Annotated in this window: 15 protein-coding genes; 4 read left to right on the top strand and 11 right to left on the bottom strand. The window is 59.5% G+C overall.

What is annotated here, in order from left to right; translation table 11 throughout:
• Positions 1-23: 23 nt before the first annotated feature.
• From J2Y86_RS15205 to J2Y86_RS15160, 10 genes are all read right to left on the bottom strand, one after another.
• A complete protein-coding gene (locus tag J2Y86_RS15205; RefSeq protein ID WP_253432817.1) occupies positions 24-1,586 on the bottom strand; it encodes a SpoVR family protein in 1,563 nt (520 codons plus the stop codon).
• Complete coding sequence (locus J2Y86_RS15200) at positions 1,583-2,854, bottom strand: YeaH/YhbH family protein (RefSeq protein WP_010467159.1); 1,272 nt, start codon at positions 2,852-2,854, stop codon at positions 1,583-1,585. The genes J2Y86_RS15205 and J2Y86_RS15200 overlap by 4 nt, the downstream gene beginning before the upstream one ends.
• 204 nt (positions 2,855-3,058) lie before the next feature.
• The gene (locus J2Y86_RS15195; protein ID WP_008027052.1) at positions 3,059-4,981 is read right to left on the bottom strand and encodes a PrkA family serine protein kinase; all 1,923 of its coding nucleotides are present in this window, start codon (positions 4,979-4,981) and stop codon (positions 3,059-3,061) included.
• A gap of 297 nt (positions 4,982-5,278) precedes the next feature.
• Entirely contained in the window at positions 5,279-5,608 is a 330-nt protein-coding gene (gene glpE, locus J2Y86_RS15190) for a thiosulfate sulfurtransferase GlpE (RefSeq protein ID WP_030130002.1), read from the bottom strand.
• Between the two features lie 33 nt (positions 5,609-5,641).
• Entirely contained in the window at positions 5,642-6,523 is an 882-nt protein-coding gene (locus J2Y86_RS15185; RefSeq protein ID WP_253432813.1) for a symmetrical bis(5'-nucleosyl)-tetraphosphatase, read from the bottom strand.
• Positions 6,523-6,903 carry a Co2+/Mg2+ efflux protein ApaG gene (gene apaG / locus J2Y86_RS15180; protein WP_253432810.1) on the bottom strand — a complete coding sequence of 127 codons (381 nt, stop codon included), beginning with the start codon at positions 6,901-6,903 and terminating at the stop codon, positions 6,523-6,525. Before apaG ends, J2Y86_RS15185 begins: the two co-directional genes overlap by 1 nt.
• Before the next feature lie 123 nt (positions 6,904-7,026).
• The gene (gene rsmA / locus J2Y86_RS15175) at positions 7,027-7,845 is read right to left on the bottom strand and encodes a 16S rRNA (adenine(1518)-N(6)/adenine(1519)-N(6))-dimethyltransferase RsmA (RefSeq protein ID WP_017341115.1); all 819 of its coding nucleotides are present in this window, start codon (positions 7,843-7,845) and stop codon (positions 7,027-7,029) included.
• Positions 7,842-8,831, bottom strand: a complete 990-nt coding sequence (gene pdxA / locus J2Y86_RS15170) for a 4-hydroxythreonine-4-phosphate dehydrogenase PdxA (RefSeq protein ID WP_253432807.1) — start codon at positions 8,829-8,831, stop codon at positions 7,842-7,844. The genes rsmA and pdxA overlap by 4 nt, the downstream gene beginning before the upstream one ends.
• Positions 8,828-10,144: a peptidylprolyl isomerase SurA gene (surA, locus tag J2Y86_RS15165; RefSeq protein WP_253432803.1), complete on the bottom strand. Its 1,317-nt coding sequence runs from the start codon at positions 10,142-10,144 to the stop codon at positions 8,828-8,830. Before surA ends, pdxA begins: the two co-directional genes overlap by 4 nt.
• The gene (locus J2Y86_RS15160) at positions 10,125-12,923 is read right to left on the bottom strand and encodes an LPS-assembly protein LptD (protein ID WP_253432800.1); all 2,799 of its coding nucleotides are present in this window, start codon (positions 12,921-12,923) and stop codon (positions 10,125-10,127) included. The genes surA and J2Y86_RS15160 overlap by 20 nt, the downstream gene beginning before the upstream one ends.
• Positions 12,924-13,053: 130 nt before the next feature.
• On the opposite strand from J2Y86_RS15160, the gene J2Y86_RS15155 reads away from it, so the two are divergent.
• The 3 genes from J2Y86_RS15155 to J2Y86_RS15145 are packed head-to-tail and all read left to right on the top strand — an operon-like array spanning position 13,054 to position 15,510.
• Positions 13,054-14,073 carry an aminoglycoside phosphotransferase family protein gene (locus tag J2Y86_RS15155; RefSeq protein WP_253432796.1) on the top strand — a complete coding sequence of 340 codons (1,020 nt, stop codon included), beginning with the start codon at positions 13,054-13,056 and terminating at the stop codon, positions 14,071-14,073.
• Entirely contained in the window at positions 14,070-14,741 is a 672-nt protein-coding gene (gene murU / locus J2Y86_RS15150; RefSeq protein ID WP_253432793.1) for an N-acetylmuramate alpha-1-phosphate uridylyltransferase MurU, read from the top strand. The genes J2Y86_RS15155 and murU overlap by 4 nt, the downstream gene beginning before the upstream one ends.
• A gap of 1 nt (position 14,742) precedes the next feature.
• Positions 14,743-15,510, top strand: coding sequence for a TerB family tellurite resistance protein (locus tag J2Y86_RS15145; protein WP_253432790.1), 768 nt, complete (start codon positions 14,743-14,745; stop codon positions 15,508-15,510).
• Between the two features lie 154 nt (positions 15,511-15,664).
• Here the strand turns inward: J2Y86_RS15145 and J2Y86_RS15140 are convergent, their stop codons facing one another.
• A complete protein-coding gene (locus tag J2Y86_RS15140) occupies positions 15,665-16,657 on the bottom strand; it encodes an alpha/beta hydrolase family protein (protein WP_253432787.1) in 993 nt (330 codons plus the stop codon).
• A gap of 73 nt (positions 16,658-16,730) precedes the next feature.
• On the opposite strand from J2Y86_RS15140, the gene J2Y86_RS15135 reads away from it, so the two are divergent.
• Positions 16,731-19,127, top strand: a complete 2,397-nt coding sequence (locus J2Y86_RS15135; protein ID WP_253432783.1) for a PAS domain-containing sensor histidine kinase — start codon at positions 16,731-16,733, stop codon at positions 19,125-19,127.
• The last annotated feature ends 9 nt before the right edge of the window (positions 19,128-19,136 follow it).

The following is a 19,136-nucleotide window of genomic DNA, read 5'->3' as shown; positions in this document are numbered from 1 at the left end:
AACTTCCGGAGGCTGAAAAAGGGTCAAAGATGGATAACGGCCAGGTCCAACCGGCCGTAATCGCCTTCGCTGTGCTCGCTTCTGGGCGGAACATGATGGGTTTTCATCACCTGATCCCCTTGCAGGGTTTCCAGGTGAATGTCGAAGCCCCAGAGTCGGTGCAAGTGCTTGAGCACTTCCTCGGTAGACTCGCCCAGCGGTTTGCGGTCGTGTTGCTGGTGACGAAGGGTCAGCGATCGGTCGCCACGGCGGTCGATGCTGTAGATCTGGATGTTGGGTTCGCGATTGCCCAGGTTGTACTGCGCAGCAAGGGTTTCACGAATGGTGCGGTAGCCATCTTCGTCATGAATGGCCGGCACCAGCAGATCGTCCTTCTGATCGTCATCAAGAATGCTGAACAGCTTCAGGTCACGGATCACCTGGGGTGACAGGTACTGCAGGATGAAGCTTTCATCCTTGAAACTGCTCATGGCGAACTTGATGCTCGACAGCCAGTCGGTACCGGCAATCTCAGGGAACCAGCGGTAGTCCTCTTCGGTAGGATGTTCACACATGCGCCGGATGTCCCGGTACATGGCAAACCCCAAGGTGTAGGGATTGATTCCGTTGTAGTACGGGCTGTCGAAACCCGGCTGAAAGACCACGCTGGTGTGGGACGTCAGGAACTCCATCATGAAACCGTCGGTGACCAGCCCTTCGTCGTACAGGTCGTTCATCAGGGTGTAATGCCAGAACGTCGCCCAGCCTTCGTTCATCACCTGAGTCTGGCGTTGTGGGTAAAAGTACTGCGCGATTTTGCGCACGATGCGCACGATCTCGCGCTGCCACGGTTCCAGCAGCGGCGCATGTTTTTCGATGAAGTACAGGATGTTTTCCTGGGGTTCGGCGGGGAAACGAGCGTTGTCCTTGTCGCTGTACTTGTCCGCGCCTTTTGGAATGGTGCGCCACAGATCGTTGATCTGCTTCTGCAAATGCTCTTCCCGATCCTTTTGCCGACGACGTTCCTCTTCAGCGGAAATCGGGTAAGGGCGTTTGTAGCGGTCAACCCCGTAGTTCATCAGTGCATGGCAGGAGTCCAGCAGGTCCTCGACCGCATCGATGCCGTGGCGCTCTTCGCACTGCATGATGTACTGCTTGGCGAACACCAGATAATCGATGATCGAGCTCGCGTCGGTCCAGGTGCGGAACAGGTAATTGCCTTTGAAGAAGCTGTTGTGCCCGTAGCAGGCGTGGGCCACCACGAGGGCCTGCATGCAGATGGTGTTTTCTTCCATCAGATAGGCAATGCACGGGTCTGAATTGATCACGATCTCGTAGGCCAGCCCCATCTGACCGCGAGAGTAGGATTTTTCGGTACTGAGGAAGTGTTTGCCGTAGGACCAATGGTGATACCCCAGCGGCATGCCGACGGAGGCATAGGCGTCCATCATCTGCTCGGCCGTGATCACTTCGATCTGGTTGGGGTAGGTATCGAGTGCATAGCGAGCCGCGATACGGCTGATTTCGCGGTCGTAGGCCTGGATCAGCTCGAACGTCCATTCGGAGCCGGTGGAAATGGGTTGGCGCTTCTGCTCTTTGGCGGTCATGTCACTAACCTGCGCTGGAAGAGTTCACGGAAGACCGGATAGATATCCCCGGCCGAGACCAGTTGTTGCTGGGCAAAAGTGTCAGAAAAGGCTTCGGCGATACGCTCGTATTCGAACCATAAGGCCTGGTGTTCGCGGGGGGTGATCTCAACGTAAGTGTAGTACTGCACAAACGGCATGATCTGGTTGATCAGGATATCGCGGCAGATCGGCGAGTCGTCATTCCAGTTGTCGCCGTCGGAGGCCTGGGCGGCATAGATGTTCCACTCGTTGCTCGGATAGCGTTCGGCCATGATCTCCTGCATCAGTTTCAACGCGCTGGAAACGATGGTGCCGCCGGTCTCGCGGGAGTAGAAAAACTCTTCCTCATCCACTTCCCGGGCGCTGGTGTGGTGCCGGATGAACACGACGTCGATCTTGTCGTAGTTACGCTTGAGGAACAGATACAGCAGGATAAAGAAGCGCTTGGCAATGTCCTTGGTTGCCTGGGTCATGGAGCCGGATACGTCCATCAGGCAGAACATCACGGCCTTGGAGCTGGGGTTGGGTTGCTTGATCAGCAGGTTATATTTGAGGTCGAAGGTATCGAGAAACGGCACGCGGTGAATGCGCGCGCTGAGCTTTTCGATTTCGGCCTCGATTTCCTGAATATCGCCGAAGTTGTCAGGTTCATCCCGCTTAAGTCGCAGGAGTTCTTCTTTGGCTTCGCGCAATTTCGCCCGGCTGCTGCCGGACAGGGCGATGCGCCGTGCATGGGCCGAACGCAAGGTGCGGATGATATTGATCCGCGACGGGTTGCCTTCGTTACTGATCCCTGCGCGTACGGTCTTGAAGGTATCGGTGCCGGTCAGGTTGCGCTTGACCAGGTTTGGCAGCTCAAGGTCCTCGAACATGAACTCGAGGAATTCTTCCTGGGTGATCTGGAAGACGAATTCGTCCATCCCTTCACCCGAGTTGCCGGCCTTGCCCGGGCCTCTGCCGCCACCACCTCCGGGCGGACGGGCAATGTGCTCGCCACTGGTGAATTCCTTGTTACCCGGATGCACGACAGTCTGCTTGCCGCCACGACCGTGGTGAAGCACCGGCTCGTCGATGTCGCGGCCGGGAATGCTGATCTGTTCGCCGTGTTCCATATCGGTAATGGAGCGCCGGCTGACCGCCTCTTCGACAGCCTTTTTGATGTGATCACGGTAGCGCCGCAGAAACCGCTGACGGTTTACCGTGCTCTTGTTCTTGCCATTGAGACGTCGGTCGATCACATAGCTCATGACTGCTCCTTAGAAGCTGTCCTGAAAGGGGCGAGCGGTGATGCAGCATCGGACCGGGAGCCAAGGGATATTCAACGCTCCCCCAAGCGCTTTGGATGCTGCCTGAACTCGCTACCGACTTTCGAACACCTTCCAGAGGCCTGTGTAACAGAAAATGCGTACACAGGTCTCTGGCTGACGACAACCGGTCTGACCGGCAGCGGGTTATTGTGATTTTCTGACCCGCAGGTACCACTCGGACAGCAGTCGTACCTGTTTGTCGGTGTAACCCCGCTCGACCATCCGTGTGACGAAGTCGTTGTGCTTCTGCTGGTCCTCTTTGCTGGCCTTGGCGTTGAAGCTGATGACCGGCAGGAGGTCCTCGGTGTTGGAGAACATTTTCTTCTCGATGACCACCCGCAGTTTTTCGTAGCTGAGCCAGGTTGGATTCTTGCCGTTGTTGTTGGCCCGGGCGCGCAACACGAAGTTGACGATTTCGTTGCGGAAATCCTTCGGATTGCTGATGCCGGCCGGTTTTTCGATTTTCTCCAGTTCTTCGTTCAGTGCCACGCGGTTGAGGATCTCGCCGGTTTCCGGGTCGCGGTATTCCTGGTCCTGGATCCAGAAGTCTGCATACAGCACGTAGCGATCGAAGATGTTCTGGCCGTACTCGCTGTAAGACTCGAGGTAGGCCGTCTGGATTTCCTTGCCGATGAATTCGATATAACGCGGCGCCAGGTACTCCTTGAGGAAGCGCAGATAGCGTTCGCGGGTTTCGGCCTGGAATTGCTCCTGTTCGATCTGTTGTTCCAGCACGTACAGCAAGTGCACCGGGTTGGCGGCGATTTCGTGCGGATCGAAGTTGAAGACTTTCGACAGGATCTTGAACGCGAAGCGGGTCGACAGACCGTTCATGCCTTCGTCGACACCCGCGTTGTCGCGGTATTCCTGGATCGACTTGGCCTTCGGATCGGTGTCCTTGAGGTTTTCACCGTCATACACGCGCATCTTGGAGTAGATGTTGGAGTTTTCCGGCTCCTTGAGGCGTGAGAGCACAGTGAACTGGGCGAGCATCTTCAGTGTGTCGGGTGCGCAGTGAGCCTTCGCCAGCGAACTGTTGAACAACAGCTTGTCGTAGATCTTCACTTCGTCGCTGACCCGCAGGCAGTACGGCACTTTGACGATGTAGATCCGGTCGATGAAGGCTTCGTTGTTCTTGTTGTTGCGGAAGGTGTGCCATTCCGATTCGTTGGAGTGGGCCAGCAGGATCCCGGTAAACGGAATCGCCCCCAGACCTTCGGTACTGTTGTAGTTGCCTTCCTGAGTAGCGGTCAGCAATGGGTGCAGCACCTTGATCGGCGCCTTGAACATTTCGACGAATTCCATCAGGCCCTGGTTGGCCCGGCACAGCGCGCCCGAGTAGCTGTAGGCGTCGGCGTCGTTCTGCGGAAACTCTTCCAGTTTGCGGATATCGACCTTGCCCACCAGTGCCGAGATGTCCTGGTTGTTTTCATCTCCCGGCTCGGTTTTGGCCACGGCGATCTGGTTGAGGATCGACGGGTAGAGTTTCACCACGCGGAACTGGCTGATGTCGCCGCCAAATTCGGCCAGGCGTTTGGTGGCCCATGGCGACATGATGGTATTGAGATAGCGCCGCGGAATGCCGAAATCTTCCTCGAGGATCGCGCCATCTTCAGTGGCGTTGAACAGACCCAGGGGTGATTCGAAAACCGGGGAGCCTTTGATCGCGTAGAACGGCACCTTCTCGATCAGCTGCTTCAGCTTCTCGGCCAGGGACGATTTACCGCCACCGACAGGGCCGAGCAGATAGAGGATTTGTTTCTTCTCTTCCAGGCCCTGAGCGGCATGGCGGAAATACGACACGATCTGGTCGATGCATTCTTCCATCCCGTGGAAGTCTTCAAAGGCCGGATAGCGGCGGATCACCTTGTTGGAAAAGATTCGCGAAAGCCTCGAGTTGGTCGAGGTGTCGAGCAGCTCCGGTTCTCCGATGGCCAGCAAGAGACGCTCGGCGGCGGAAACGTAGGCGCTGCGGTCCTTTTTGCACAACTCCAGGTACTCTTGCAGCGAGAGTTCTTCCTGGCGTGTGGACTCGAAGCGTTGTTGGAAGTGGCTAAAGATACTCATGACGTCACCTCGCTCGATACGTGGAGCCGACGCCGGATCATTCAGTCGATGCTGGCAGCAACCGAACAGGCGGTCGCTGTTTACCCCCCAGAACTCTTTCGGAACTGACGACTCCGAAAGCTACTCCCGATGATCCGCGCGCCGGTGTACCGGCTCTCCCCTGTTTTGGATGGCCTGCGCTTAAGGATAGTTGGGAATTCAGGAGGTAAAGGGCGGATACGTAATTAGTTGTGGCTGACCGTTCGTCTGCCACCGCGCTAGCCCGCGGGAGCCGGGGGCTTGCGCGTTACAAAAATATTATTCGGAAGTGCCTTGCGCAGTTTCCGAAGGATAAGTCGTACGCCACAGCTCAAAACCGCCATCCATGCTGTAGACGTCGGAGAAACCCTGGCTGATCAGGTAGGCCGCGGCGCCCTGGCTGGAATTGCCGTGATAGCAGACCACGACCGTCGGGGCATCCAGGTCGGCGCCCTGGATGAAAGCGTGCAGGGAATGATTGTCCAGATGCTTCGAGCCGGCGATATGCAGCGCGGCAAATGTTGCAGGATCTCGAACATCGACCACCACTGCGCCTTGCTCGCGCAAGGCCTGGGCCTGTTCTGGGGGGATGCGTTTGAATTCGCTCATGGCGGGCTCCTGTGGCTCGGCTGAAAGCGCAGTCTAGCGCTGGGCGCTGACTGACGTTTGTTCGGGAATAGGGGAGGCGACTGGCGGCACGGCATGGCCATGCTCGTCGCATTTGCACTGCAGGCGCTCAAGGGTGTCGACGTTCATCAGGGTCATCGACCCGCCCCAGACGCAACCGGTGTCGAGGGCGAAGATGCCCGGCTCGTTGCACTGGCCTTCGAGCGCTGCCCAGTGACCGAAAATGATTTTCACGCCCTTGGTCTTGCGTTCCTTGAACTGGAACCAGGGTTTGTAACCCGCCGGTGCGCTGTCGAGCCCTTCCTTGCTCTTGAGGTCGAGCTTGCCTTCGCTGGTGCAGAACCGCATGCGGGTGAAATAGTTGGTGATCACGCGCAGGCGGGTCACGCCTTTGAGGTCGCTGTCCCACTTCAGCGGCTCGTTGCCGTACATGCCATCGAGGTAAGGAGCAAAACGGTTGTCGTCGCGCAGGGCCTCTTCGACCTCGGCGGCGCACTTCAATGCTTTGCGCAGCGACCATTGTGGCGGTATGCCGGCGTGGACCAGGGCGATGTTGCGCTGTTCGTCATAATGCATGAGCTTTTGCTGGCGCACCCACTCCAGCAGTTCCGCGCTATCTGGTGCTTCAAGAATCTCACGCAGGGTGTCGGCTTTCTTCAGGCGTTCAATGTTATGCCCGGCGGCCAGCAAATGCAGGTCGTGGTTGCCGAGGACGCAGACCAGTGATTCGCGAATGCTATAGAGGAAGCGCAAGGTTTCCAGGGACTGCGGGCCACGGTTGACCAGATCGCCGACCAGCCACAGCTTGTCCTTGGCAGGGTCGAAGGCGACTTGCTTGAGCAGGCATTGCAACGCTTGAAGGCAACCTTGCAGATCGCCGACGGCATACGTCGCCATCAGTGCAAGGCTCCGGGCACCGCCAGCCGGAAGGGCGCAATGACAGCGTCGAAGTGCTTGCCGTCATTGGCAACCATTTCATAGGTGCCCTGCATCGTACCGACCTTGGAAGTCATGACGGTACCGCTGCTGTAGGTGTGGCTGTCGCCCGCATCGATCAACGGTTGCTGACCAACAACGCCGGCACCGCGAACCTCTTCGACATGTCCGTCTCCATCGGTGATCACCCAGTGCCGCGACAACAGCTTGGCGGGTAATTCGCCATTGTTGTGCACGGTGATGGTATAGGCGAAGGCAAAGCGGTTTTGCTCGGGTTGCGATTGTTCTGCCAGATAGCGGGTGACGACGCTGACGTCGACCTGATAACGAGGATCGGACATGCAAGAGGCCTTAAAAACGAAGCGGGACGCGGGGCGTAGCTGATGTTAATCAGTCTAGGCCAAGTATCGGGTAGTAAACCAGACATGGGGGCTGGTGTCCTACCCGATAACGCTTGTTGCCTGTCAGTCGGCGGCGGGTTTCTGTAGGACTTGTTCGCTTAGCTTGTCGGCCAGGCGCACAAAGGCAGCCAGATCGAGCTGTTCTGGACGCAGGCTGCCGTCGACACCGGCGGCGGTGATCTCGTCATTGCTCAGCAGCAGTTTGAGGGTGTTGCGCAGGGTCTTGCGACGCTGGTTGAAGGCTTCGCGCACGACGCGCTCCAGCAGCCGGTGATCCTTGGCGGGGTGTGGCAGTACCGCGTGTGGCACCAGGCGCACGATGGCCGAATCGACTTTCGGCGGCGGGTTGAACGCGCCCGGGCCAACGTTGAACAGGTGCTCTACGCGGCAGTGGTACTGAACCATGATCGACAGGCGACCCCAGTCACCGCCGCCAGGGCCTGCGGCCAGACGCTCGACCACTTCTTTCTGCAGCATGAAGTGCATGTCGCGAATGATGCCCGCGTTGTTCAGCAGGTGGAAAATCAGCGGCGTAGAGATGTTGTACGGCAGGTTGCCGACCACTCGCAGGCTGTTCGGTGCGGCATTCAGGCTGTTGAAGTCGAACTTCAGCGCGTCACCCTGATGCAGGTTGAAGTTGCTCTTGCCGGCGAACTGCTGGTTGAGGATCGGGATCAGGTCCTTGTCCAGCTCGACCACGTCCAGCTGGGCGCCGCTGTTCAGCAGGCCTTGAGTCAGCGCACCCTGGCCCGGACCGATTTCCAGCAGGCGGTCTTCGGGTTTGGCGTGGATGGAGCGCAGGATGCGGTCGATAACGCCGGCATCGTGGAGGAAGTTCTGGCCGAAACGCTTGCGCGCCCGGTGTTGGTAATGCTCGGTCATAAACGGGTCTCGGCCATCTGGTAGGCGGTTTCCAGGGCGACTTGCAGGCTGCCGGTGTCGATTTTGCCGCTGCCGGCCAGGTCCAGGGCTGTGCCGTGGTCGACCGAGGTGCGGATGATCGGCAAGCCGAGGGTCACGTTGACTGCCGCGCCGAAGCCTTTGTATTTCAGCACGGGCAGGCCCTGGTCATGGTACATCGCCAGCACCGCGTCGCAGTGCTCCAGATATTTGGGGGTAAACAGAGTGTCGGCGGGCAGGGGGCCGCGAAGGTCCATGCCCTCGCCGCGCAGGCGCTCTAATGTAGGTTCGATGATGTCGATTTCTTCATGGCCCAGGTGTCCGCCTTCACCGGCGTGCGGGTTGAGCCCGCAGACCAGGATGCGTGGCCGGGCGATGCCGAATTTTTCTTGCAGGTCCGCGTGCAGAATACGCGTGACCCGTTCCAGACGCTCCGGCGTGATTGCATCGGCAATCTCGCGAAGGGGCAGGTGAGTGGTGACCAGCGCTACGCGCAAACCGCGAGTCGCGAGCATCATCACGACTTGCGCGGTATGCGTCAGGTCAGCGAGAAATTCCGTGTGGCCGGAAAAGGCGATGCCTGATTCATTGATCACACCCTTGTGCACAGGGGCGGTGATCATCCCGGCAAAATGCCCGTCCAGGCAGCCTTGACCCGCGCGGGTCAGGGTTTCCAGAACGAAAGCAGCATTGGCTTTGTCGAGTTGACCGGTAATGACTGGCGCACTGAGCGGCGTATCCCAGACATACAGGCTGTTGGCTGGCGCGGGTTCATCCGGCCAGTTGTCCGGTGTGACCGCCAGCAAATCGACAACCACACCCAGCTGCGCGGCCCGCTCAATGAGCAGGTCGCGGCTGGTAATGGCAATCAGGGGGTGTGGCTGGGCTTGCGAGGCGAGCAGCAGGCACAGGTCGGGACCTATGCCGGCCGGTTCACCGGGTGTCAGCGCGAAACGCTTGGGTTTCACTGCGCTGCCTGGTCTGCACCAGGGAGTTTGATCTCTACGTACGCTTCGTCACGGATCTGACGCAGCCAGGTTTGCAGTTCTTCGTCGTATTTGCGGTTACGCAGTACGGTCATGGCTTGCTGCTCACGGGCCTGGGTGGTGCTGTCAGTGGCGCGACGGCCAAGGACTTCCAGAACGTGCCAGCCATATTGAGTCTGGAACGGCTTGGACAGCTGACCTTGCGGGGTACTGGCCATCACTTCGCGGAACTCCGGCACCAGTGCATTCGGGTCGATCCAGTTCAGGTCGCCGCCGTTGAGGGCGGAACCCGGATCTTCCGAGAAGCTCTTCGCCAGCTCGCCGAAATCTTCACCCGCTTCGATTCGGGTGTAGAGCGACTGAGCCAGTGCCTTGGTTTTTGCTTCGTCGCGGATCGGACTCGGTTTGACCAGGATATGACGAACGTGCACTTCGTCACGCGTCTGGGTCTCGCCGCCACGCTTGTCGAGGATCTTCAGGATGATAAAGCCGCCCGGCGTGCGCATTGGCTGGGTAACGTCGCCAACCGTCATGGTGCTCAGCATGCGATCGAACGGAGGTGGCAATTGAGCGGCTTTACGCCAGCCCATGTCGCCGCCTTCCAGTGCGGTTTCGCTGGCGGATTTGGCGATTGCCAACTGACCGAAGTCAGCGCCTTGCTTGAGCTGCTGGTAAACCGCGTCTGCCTGTTTGGCTGCATTCTGAATCGCGTCGGAGTTAGCGCTTTCCGGCGTAGGAATCAGGATGTTGGCCAGACGGAATTCTTCGGACAGCTGCATTTTGCCAAGGTCGGAGGCGAGGAAGTTCTTCACTTCCTGTTCGGACACCTGGATGCGTTCGGCCACGCGGCGTTGACGCACACGGCTGATGACCATTTCGCGGCGAATCTGCTCGCGGGCGTCGTCATAAGACAGACCGTCGCGAGTCAGGGCGGCACGGAATTGTTCAAGCGACATGTTATTGCGCTGGGCAATGGTGCCGACGGCCTGGTTCAGCTCTTCATCGGTAATGCGAATGCCGGAGCGTTCGCCGATCTGCAGTTGCAGGTTCTCGACGATCAGACGCTCAAGCACCTGCTGGTCCAGCACGCTGGCCGGCGGCGCGGAAGCGCCGCGTTTGGCGATGGTTTGCTGAACTTCGTGAACACGCTGGTCCAGTTGGCTCTGCATGACCACATCGTTATCGACAATGGCCACCACTTTATCGATGGACTGTACCGCGGCATTCGCCGCAGTACCCAGGAACAGCGCGCCCAGCACTAGCGGGCGCAGACAATCAGAAAGCTTGGTCTTCACGTTCACGATAACCTTGGATGCCTTTGTCGAGGAAGCTCTCTACTTTGGCGCCGGTGAGGCCGCCGAGACCTTTCAGAACGATTTGTAGGAAGATGCCATGGTCGCCTTTTTCGTTTTCCGGGGCGTTCTGACTGAACTCGTCATACGACACCCAGTACCGATTGATCAGGCGCAGTTTCCAGCAGCAGTTGTCGTACTCGAAGCCACCGAAGGCTTCCAGGGTACGGTTGCGGTTGTAGTCATACTGCCAGCGACTGATGGCGTTCCACTGCGGCACGATCGGCCAGATCACCGAGAAATCGTGCTGCTGGATCTTGTAGTAGTCCTTCACGTAGCCCGGGGTGCCCGGAGTGCCGTAGTCACCACCGCCCACCGACCACTTGCCGGTGTTCTGGTCGTAACGGACCTGGTCATTACGATAGCGATAGCCGGCGTTGATGACCTTGTTCGGGTTGTCTTCTGGCTGGTAGTGGAACATCGCGCTGCCCGAGCGAGGGCTGCGGCTGTCCGGGTCCCAGTTGTAATCGGCGGTTGTGCGCCAATCGCGGTTCCAGCGGTATTCGTATTCCAGCGCATACGGTGAAACATTGGCACTCGCATCGTCGCGGGTTTTTGCATCGATACCCGGCAACTGGACTTCGCGATCCTTGAAGTACAAGGCCTGGCCGACGCTGATGCGTTGGCGTTCGAAGCCGTCTTCTTCGATCCAGCGGTTGGTCACGCCCAGCGACAGCTTGTTCTCGTCGCCGACACGGTCGGCACCTGAGAAACGGTTGTCGCGGAACAGAGACGCATAGTTGAAGGTGTATTCGCCAGTGTCGAAGACCGGGATGTCCTTCTGGTCTTCCTCAGGGACATAGAGGTAGAACAGGCGAGGTTCCAGGGTCTGGCGATAGTTTTTACCGAACCAGGTGGTGTCGCGGTCGAAATACAGGCCGCTGTCAATGCTAGCGATCGGGACGCCACGGTTTTGCGAACTGCTGAACGACTCGCCGAGGGCCGAAGCGTTATTGCGATTCGTCAGGAGATCGTTTTTGCCGGTGCCATCAAGATCAAGGTCGTACTGAGTGTATTGATACTTGAGCGATGGCTTCACGAAACCATACGTCCAGTCCAGCGGCAGGCTCACGCCTGGCTTGAGGTTCAGACGATTACCGTTGGCACGTGCCAGGCCGGTCACGTTGGTGTCCAGGCGCGGCGACAGGACGCCGTTTTCATCGGAGAACTGACCTGTTTCCAGGTCCCGCTCAAACCGCACGACTTCTGTTTCGTAGTCGAAATTCAAGCCTTGCGGATGCACCGGCAGCTGACCGTTGAAAGTGAGCTGCGGCAAGCGATCATACGGCGTGATGTTCGAAACGGTTGCAAGCTGATACGCCTGGGCGTTCAAGCGAGCGGTGTAGCTGTCGCCACGGTAGGTGACGGAACCCTGCTGGTTGACGTAATCCTCGCTTTTCACGCCAATCTGATCGGTCTGCAGATCCTGGAAGTAATACGGATCGCTGATCTTGGTGTAATCGACCTGGGTGAAAACGCGAGAGTCAAGACCACCCTTGTGCTGCCAGTTGTACATGTAGCGGGTTTTTTCGTAGTCGGTCTGCTGACTGCGCTCTGTATCGTCATCGTTGAGGTACGCGGCGCCGAACTGACCTTCGCTGGACTTGGTCAGATAACGGAATTCGCCTTCCATCAACAGGCCGCGCTTGCTCATGTAGCGCGGGTACAACGTGGCGTCGTAGTTCGGCGCCAGGTTGAAGTAGTACGGCGTGACGAGCAGGAAGCCGGTATCGCTGCCGGTGCCGATGGTCGGCGGCAGGAAGCCGGACTGACGACGATCGTCGATCGGGAAATAGATGTACGGCGTGTACAGAACCGGAATGTCCTTGACCCGCAGCGTCACGTTGGTCGCGGTACCGAAACCGGTAGCCGGGTTCAAGGTGATGTTGTTGCCCTTGAGCTGCCAGGCGTTGCTGTTCGGTTCGCACGTGGTGTACGTACCATCCTTGAGGCGGATGATCGCGTTCTCGGCACGTTTGGCGTACAGCGCGTTACCGCGGATACGGGATTTGTGCATCACGTATTCGGCGTTGTCGACCTTGGCTTCCCCGGTGTCGAGCTGCACTTCGGCGTGGTCGCCGACGATCAGCGCGCCGTTGTCGCGAATGCGCACGTTGCCGTCCAGTTCGCCACGGCTCTCGGCCTGGTAGAGGTTCGCCTCGTCGGCTTCAGCCTGCATGCTGCCCTGACGCAAGACCACGTCGCCCGCGAGGGTAGCGATCTGCTCGTCCTGCTTATAGCGGGAGGCCTTGGCGCCGACAAAGGTCGGAGCGTCACTTTTATTCGTCTTGTCATTCATGCCAGGACGAATCGGTTCGATATAGGAACCAGAGCAGTAAGGACCGGTTTCGGCCAATTGCGCTGCAGTGAGCTTCTCGCGCGGAACCCAGTCGAGGTGACTGTAGTCTTCGCTACGTGACTTGAGGCCGCGACCTTTGGCTTCGGTGACCAGCGCAGTCTTGGGGCCAGTGTCTTCACTGGCGCCGCTTTCGGCTGGTGCTTCGCCGGTTGCGGAAACTGCGCTGCCGTCATGGACGGGACGCGGTGGCAATGCAGCCGCCGGCGTCTTTGGCGCACAGTTCCAGGCACCCGAAGCAGAGACTGAGCAGTCATACTGTTCCGCGGCGACCACGAACGAAGTGGCTAGAGGTTGCAGGGCCAGCAGACTGCCGGTAACCAACAACGGAAATTTTTTACGAAACGCGGGGGATTTCAATGCCATCTTATTAGTCCGGGCTTCCTGCGTGCCATCTGCCCGCGGTGTGGGCCGCACGCCTCTCGATGGTCTGAAAAAGATGCTGGATAATAAAGCATGACCCGCTTGACGGCTAGCGCCGTCGGAGACCCTTGCAATGCCTGACCAAGATGTACGTTTGCAACACCTGAAAGTTTGGCTCGATGAGCAGTTGGCGACCCTCTTTGCAGAGCAAGGTTGGGGCGCTGTACCCCCGGCCACGTTGACCGCGGCCAGTAGTGATGCGAGTTTTCGGCGCTATTTCCGCTGGGAAGGCGCAGGCAGAAGTTTCGTCGTGATGGACGCGCCACCGCCCCAGGAAAACTGCAAACCCTTCGTGGACATCGCTTTTTTGCTGGCGAAATCCGGAATAAATGTGCCGAAAATTTATGCCGAAGACCTCGAACGCGGTTTTCTTTTGCTGAACGACCTGGGCAACAAGACCTATCTGGACGTCATCGACAGCGAAAACGCCGACGATTTGTTCAAGGATGCCCTGCAGGCACTGCTGGCTTTTCAGCAATTGCCGATGGTTGCACCGCTGCCGAGTTACGACGTGGCGCTGTTGCGCCGCGAGCTGGAATTGTTCCCGGAGTGGTACGTGAAGCGTGAGTTGGGCATCGAGTTCGACGCTGCGCAGCAAATGCTCTGGCAGAACGTGACAGAGCTGTTGATCGACAGCGCGCTGGCGCAGCCGAAAGTGCTGGTGCATCGCGACTACATGCCGCGCAACCTGATGCTCAGCGAGCCGAACCCCGGCGTGCTGGATTTCCAGGACGCGGTCTACGGCCCGGTGACCTACGACGTGACCTGCCTGTTCAAGGACGCTTTCCTGAGCTGGCCCGAGGCGCGTGTGCGCGGTTGGCTGGAAGATTACTGGCAGCAAGCGGGCGCCCTGGACATTCCGGTTCAGCCGGACTTCGAAGACTTCCTGCGTGCCAGTGACCTGATGGGCGTGCAGCGTCACCTGAAAGTCATCGGCATCTTTGCGCGAATTTGCCATCGCGACGGCAAGCCGCGTTACCTCGCCGACGTGCCGCGTTTCTTTGCCTATATAGACGCCGTGATCGCCCGCCGTCCTGAACTGGCCGAGCTGGATGTGTTGCTCCTCAGTCTGCGTGCTGGAGCGACGGCATGAAGGCAATGATTCTGGCAGCGGGCAAGGGCGAGCGCATGCGCCCGTTGACCCTGACGACCCCCAAACCGCTGGTTCGTGCCGGCGGCGTGCCGTTGATCGAGTACCACTTGCGGGCGCTGGCCGCCGCCGGGTTTACCGACATCGTGATCAACCATGCGTGGCTGGGTCAGCAGATCGAAGACTATCTGGGCGATGGTTCATCGTATGGCGTGAGCATTCAGTATTCGCCAGAAGGTGAACCACTGGAAACCGGCGGCGGGATACTCCGCGCGTTGCCGTTGTTGGGTGATGAGGCGTTTGTGGTGGTCAACGGTGATATCTGGACCGACTACGACTTCAGCGTGTTGCATCAACCCATCAACGGCTTGGCTCATCTGGTGCTGGCGGATAACCCGAACCACAACCCGGCGGGCGATTTCGCTCTGGTCGACGGTCAAGTGCACGATGGCCAGCCTGATGCGCCGACCCTGACTTACAGCGGCATCGCCGTGTTGCATCCGCAGTTGTTCGACGGCTGCGAGTCCGGGGCTTTCAAGCTGGCACCGCTGCTGCGCAAAGCCATGGCTGACGGGCAAGTGACGGGAGAGCGGCTGCACGGTCGTTGGGTGGATGTCGGTACTCACGAGCGTCTGGCTGAAGTCGAAACGCTGATTGAAGCGAGTCGCTGAGATGCTGTGGCCAGGGACTCTGATTGGAGCCGGAGCGGGCTATGCCATCGCCAGCATTCCGGGGGCCATGCTCGGCGCCTTGTTGGGGCAAGCGCTGGATCGGCGTTTGAAACTGCAGAGCTGGGCGCATTTACGCGAAGCGCTCGGTGGTCGTCCGGTGCTGCGCAACGATGAACTGCTTTTCGTGTTGCTGGGGCGGTTGGCCAAGTGTGACGGGCGGGTAGTGGATGGCCACATCCAGCAGGCGCGTCAGGAAATGCAGGCGCTGGAAATGACCGAGTCGGCAAAACGCCGGGCGATCGCGGCGTTTAACCGCGGCAAGTCGGGGCATGACCGGTTACGCGGCTATCTGCGACGCTTGAGTGCTCAGCCCCATGCGGCGGAAGGCGTGTTGCGCGCCTGCTGGCGAATGATCTGGGCCGACGGCCGCGCCGGTCATGCCGAGCGCGAGTTGATTGCCCAATGGGGCAAATGGCTCGGCTGGACGTCGTATCAGGTTCAGGCGCTGGCGGCGGACTACGAACCGTCGAGGCGATCGGTCGTCAGCGGTGCTGTCACTTATCAGGAAGCGTTGCGGCTGTTGGGCGTTTCCGCCACCACCGAACCGGAGCAGATCAAGCGCGCTTATCGACGTCTGCTGAGTCGCCATCATCCGGACAAGATTGCGGGCAGCGGGGCAACGGCGTTGCAGGTGCGTGAAGCGACTGACAAGACGCGCGAATTGCATACCGCCTATACGTTGATCCGACAGCGGCGGGATTTTCGCTAGCCGGTGAGTTATGTATCGACAGCGCCGACGCCTTCGCGGGCAAGCCCGCTCCCACAGGTTTTATGTCGTACGCAATTTATGTGATCGACATAAAACCTGTGGGAGCGCGCGGTGCAGCGATCCGACTTGCCCGCGAAGGGAACAACTCGGTCTATCAGTTCGCCTCTGACTTGGGATTCAACCAACCCCGCACCCGGCGCACCAACTGCTCCTGCTCAGCCTTGCTATCCCCCGGCAAGGCCTTGAGCGATACCTGACTGAACGCCGAAGCCTTCAAACGCTTGCTGGCCTGCAAGCGTTCCAGCGCCGCGTTGCGGTCCAGCGGCTTGTCCATGTAGAAGATGTCGGCCGTCGGCAATTTAAGGGTCGGTGTCAGTTCGGCCAGTTCAGGCTTCACCGTAACGGGCGTCTGGGCGGCGACCATCGCGAATTTCTCGACCTGCGAGGGCTGCTTCTCGCTCAGGTAACGTGCGGCCCAATACGCGCCGGTGCCATGGCCGAGCACCACAATGCGGCGAGCGCTCTGTTGTTCGGCGTAGGCAATGGCCGCATCGATGCGTGCGAAGATTCGCTCGGCGTCGGCTTTGGCCTGCTCGTCGCTGGTTTCGACGATGGCCTTGTCGACGACTTCCGCTTCACCGCCCGCCGCTTGCTCGATGGGTGCGGCGGTAGTCGAGTCCTTGCTGCCTACGTCAGGCGTCTTCGGCGTTGGGGGCACTTCGACGACACGTGGCGCAATGGCATCGCTTTGCCGGTCGGGCAAGGTGATACTCAGGCTGCTCCACTCGGCGTCGGGCAGTTTGCGTCGCAGGGGACCGATTGCTTGCGGCCAGTCAACGGTTTCACCGGCGCCCGGGATGATAATCACCGCGCCTTTGGGATCCGCCGAATTGGCCGGTTTCCACAAGGCCAGAAAGGTATCGCTGCCCGCTTGCAGTTGTTGCTGTTCCTGAACAGGGATTTTTCGCTCAAGTGCTGTCGCTTCTTCCTGACTACGCTCAAGCAGCGGCTGACGTTCGACCGGTTTTTCGTCTGCGGATTTTTCCGCGGCGGCGGGTGCGGGATCAGCGGCCTGGACGGAAAAGGCGCAAGGCAGGATCAGCGACAGGCACAATGCTGGCAGTGCCAGGCGGTAGACAGGGGGCATCGGATATTCCAGGCCAGAAGATATTCCGGCAGCCTAATGGGTTGGTCAGTATTTGTCAGTGTGTGAGACTTCGATGAAGCGTTTTCGCTGCCTGTGGGTTATCGGCTGTTTGTGGTTTCCCTTGATGGGCTGGGCGGCGCCTGCGCCACCGGCGCACGTCGCACAACTGTCCGCACGTCAGCAGGAATGGCTGGCGCAGCACGGTGAATTGCGTGTCGGGCTGGTGTTGCAAGTGCCCTATGCGCAATACGATCGCCGCTTGCAGCGATTGTCCGGGGTCAACGTCGAGTTGATGAAGTGGCTGGCCAAATCGCTCAAGGTCGAGCTCAGCTGGCGCAATTTTCCCGACCTCGCGCAGCTGGAGGCCGCCGCCCGCGAAGGTGAAATCGACCTCGCGCCGGGGTTGACGCAAACCCCCGGTGGCCTGCGCCTTTGGCAGTTTTCCGACCCGTACATGCGGGTGCCGCAACTGGTGGTCAGCGACCAGAAGGCAGCCGGTGGAGTGGAGCTGGAAAAACTCGACAGCCAGACCCGCGTTGCCGTGCGCATGCCCAGCGCCACCGCCGATTACCTGCGCAGTAATTATCCGCATCTGAACCTCCAGGGCGTACCGATGGAGCGCCAGGCCTTGCAACTGTTGCTGAGTCAGCAGGCCAGTTACGCCGTGGTCGACGAAGCACAGTTGGGGCGTCTGTCTGTCGAGCCGGAGTTCGCCGGGTTGGTGGTGGTCGGCGACATCGGTCTGCCGCAACTGCTGCGCGTGGCCACGCGCCGGGACTGGCCGGAACTCGCCGGCATTGTCGAAAGCGCGCTGCGAGCGATCCCGGCCAAGGATCTGGAACAACTGCACAATCAATGGCTGCAACCCAAGTACCCGCGACTGACAGAATCGCCGGGTTTTTGGCAGAACCTCAGTCTGCTGTTGGCGGTGTTGATGCTGAGCTGCATGGCGATCGTGTTCTGGCAACGTCGGCAGCAACACAGCCTGGAGCATCGTCTGTTGGCGGCGCGGGAAGACATTGCCTTGCGAGCCGCCAGTGAAGAAGCGTTACGCCTCACCCAGTTTTCCATCGATCAGAGCACCGTCGGCATTCTCTGGGTGAACTGGGACAGCCATGTGCGCTACGCCAACCGGGCCGCCGAAACCATGCTCGGCTATCCGGCGGGCGGCATCATCGACCGGCCGCTGATCGACTTCGAGCCCGGCCTGCACATGGACCGCTGGCTGAACCTGTGGAAACGCGCCCGCGCCAGCGAAGAAGGGCCGCAAAGTTTCGAAACCAATTGCCTGCGGGCCGATGGCAGCCTTTTGCCGACGGATGTTTCGTTGAGCTTTTTGCGGTTTCGCGATGGCGAATACCTGGTGGTCTACCTCAATGACGTTACCGAGCGCCGTCGTGCCCTGGCTGCGTTGCAGGAAAGTGAGGCGCGCCTGCAAGGGATCGCCGCCAACGTGCCGGGATTGGTCTTTCGCCTGGAGCGGGCGCCGGTGACGGGGCAGATCGACTTTGCCTACATCAGCGAAGGCAGCGAGAGCCTGGTGGGTTATTCGCCGGCGACCCTAGCCCATCGCGACAAAGGTCTGCGCAGTCTGGTGCACCCGGACGACAAGGCCAGCTACCACCGGACGCAGGATCACGCGCTGGACACCGACAGCGACTGGTCGTGGCAGGGGCGGATCCTCACGCGTCAGGGCGAGCAGCGCTGGGCCGAGATCAAAGCCATCACTCGACGTCTCGAAGATGGCGCCTATGTCTGGGACGGCATTGTCTGGGACATCAGCGAGAGCAAGCGTATCGAGCTGGAACTGGCCAGCTCCCGTGAGCAGTTGCGTGAGTTGTCGGCGCACCTGGAGAGCGTGCGGGAAGAGGAAAAGGCCCGTATCGCCCGGGAAGTCCACGACGAGCTGGGTCAGATGTTGACCGTGTTGAAGCTGGAAACGTCCATGTGCGAATTGGCCTACGCCCAGCTCGATCCTGGCCTGAATGAACGCTTGAACAGCATGAAGCGGCTGATCGCTCAGTTGTTCCAGTTGGTGCGCGATGTGGCGACGGCGCTGCGGCCACCGATTCTCGATGCCGGGATCGCCTCGGCGATCGAATGGCAGGCCCGGCGTTTCGAGGCGCGCACGCAGATTCCGTGCCTGGTGCAGGTGCCGGACAACTTGCCGGTGCTCAGTGATGCCAAGGCGATTGGCTTGTTCCGGATCCTTCAGGAGGCGCTGACCAATGTCATGCGGCATGCCCAGGCGCATACTGTCGAACTGACGCTGGCGCTTGAAGGTGACGAGTTGTGTCTGACGGTTAGCGATGATGGCGTAGGATTTATCGCCACTACCGGCAGGCCGACTTCCTTTGGGGTTGTCGGCATGCGCGAGCGGGTGTTGATCATGGGCGGGCAGCTATCGCTTGAAAGTGAACCGGGGGAGGGTACGACCCTGAGTGTGCGTGTGCCGTTGGATGAAGTCTGAGAGTTTGTG

The sequence above is a fragment of the Pseudomonas migulae genome (assembly GCF_024169315.1).
Classification (GTDB): Bacteria; Pseudomonadota; Gammaproteobacteria; order Pseudomonadales; family Pseudomonadaceae; genus Aquipseudomonas; species Aquipseudomonas migulae_B.
This window is presented reverse-complemented; position numbering and strand designations above follow the sequence as displayed.

What these genes read in the sequence shown, in the direction of transcription:
- J2Y86_RS15200 (WP_010467159.1), bottom strand. Translation starts at nt 2,854, where the DNA reads ATGAGCTATGTGATCGACCGACGTCTCAATGGCAAGAACAAGAGCACG.
- glpE (WP_030130002.1), bottom strand. Translation starts at nt 5,608, where the DNA reads ATGAGCGAATTCAAACGCATCCCCCCAGAACAGGCCCAGGCCTTGCGC.
- J2Y86_RS15145 (WP_253432790.1), top strand. Translation starts at nt 14,743, where the DNA reads ATGCTGTGGCCAGGGACTCTGATTGGAGCCGGAGCGGGCTATGCCATC.
- J2Y86_RS15140 (WP_253432787.1), bottom strand. Translation starts at nt 16,657, where the DNA reads ATGCCCCCTGTCTACCGCCTGGCACTGCCAGCATTGTGCCTGTCGCTG.
- J2Y86_RS15155 (WP_253432796.1), top strand. Translation starts at nt 13,054, where the DNA reads ATGCCTGACCAAGATGTACGTTTGCAACACCTGAAAGTTTGGCTCGAT.
- J2Y86_RS15205 (WP_253432817.1), bottom strand. Translation starts at nt 1,586, where the DNA reads ATGACCGCCAAAGAGCAGAAGCGCCAACCCATTTCCACCGGCTCCGAA.
- rsmA (WP_017341115.1), bottom strand. Translation starts at nt 7,845, where the DNA reads ATGACCGAGCATTACCAACACCGGGCGCGCAAGCGTTTCGGCCAGAAC.
- apaG (WP_253432810.1), bottom strand. Translation starts at nt 6,903, where the DNA reads ATGTCCGATCCTCGTTATCAGGTCGACGTCAGCGTCGTCACCCGCTAT.
- J2Y86_RS15185 (WP_253432813.1), bottom strand. Translation starts at nt 6,523, where the DNA reads ATGGCGACGTATGCCGTCGGCGATCTGCAAGGTTGCCTTCAAGCGTTG.
- J2Y86_RS15195 (WP_008027052.1), bottom strand. Translation starts at nt 4,981, where the DNA reads ATGAGTATCTTTAGCCACTTCCAACAACGCTTCGAGTCCACACGCCAG.
- murU (WP_253432793.1), top strand. Translation starts at nt 14,070, where the DNA reads ATGAAGGCAATGATTCTGGCAGCGGGCAAGGGCGAGCGCATGCGCCCG.
- J2Y86_RS15160 (WP_253432800.1), bottom strand. Translation starts at nt 12,923, where the DNA reads ATGGCATTGAAATCCCCCGCGTTTCGTAAAAAATTTCCGTTGTTGGTT.
- J2Y86_RS15135 (WP_253432783.1), top strand. Translation starts at nt 16,731, where the DNA reads ATGAAGCGTTTTCGCTGCCTGTGGGTTATCGGCTGTTTGTGGTTTCCC.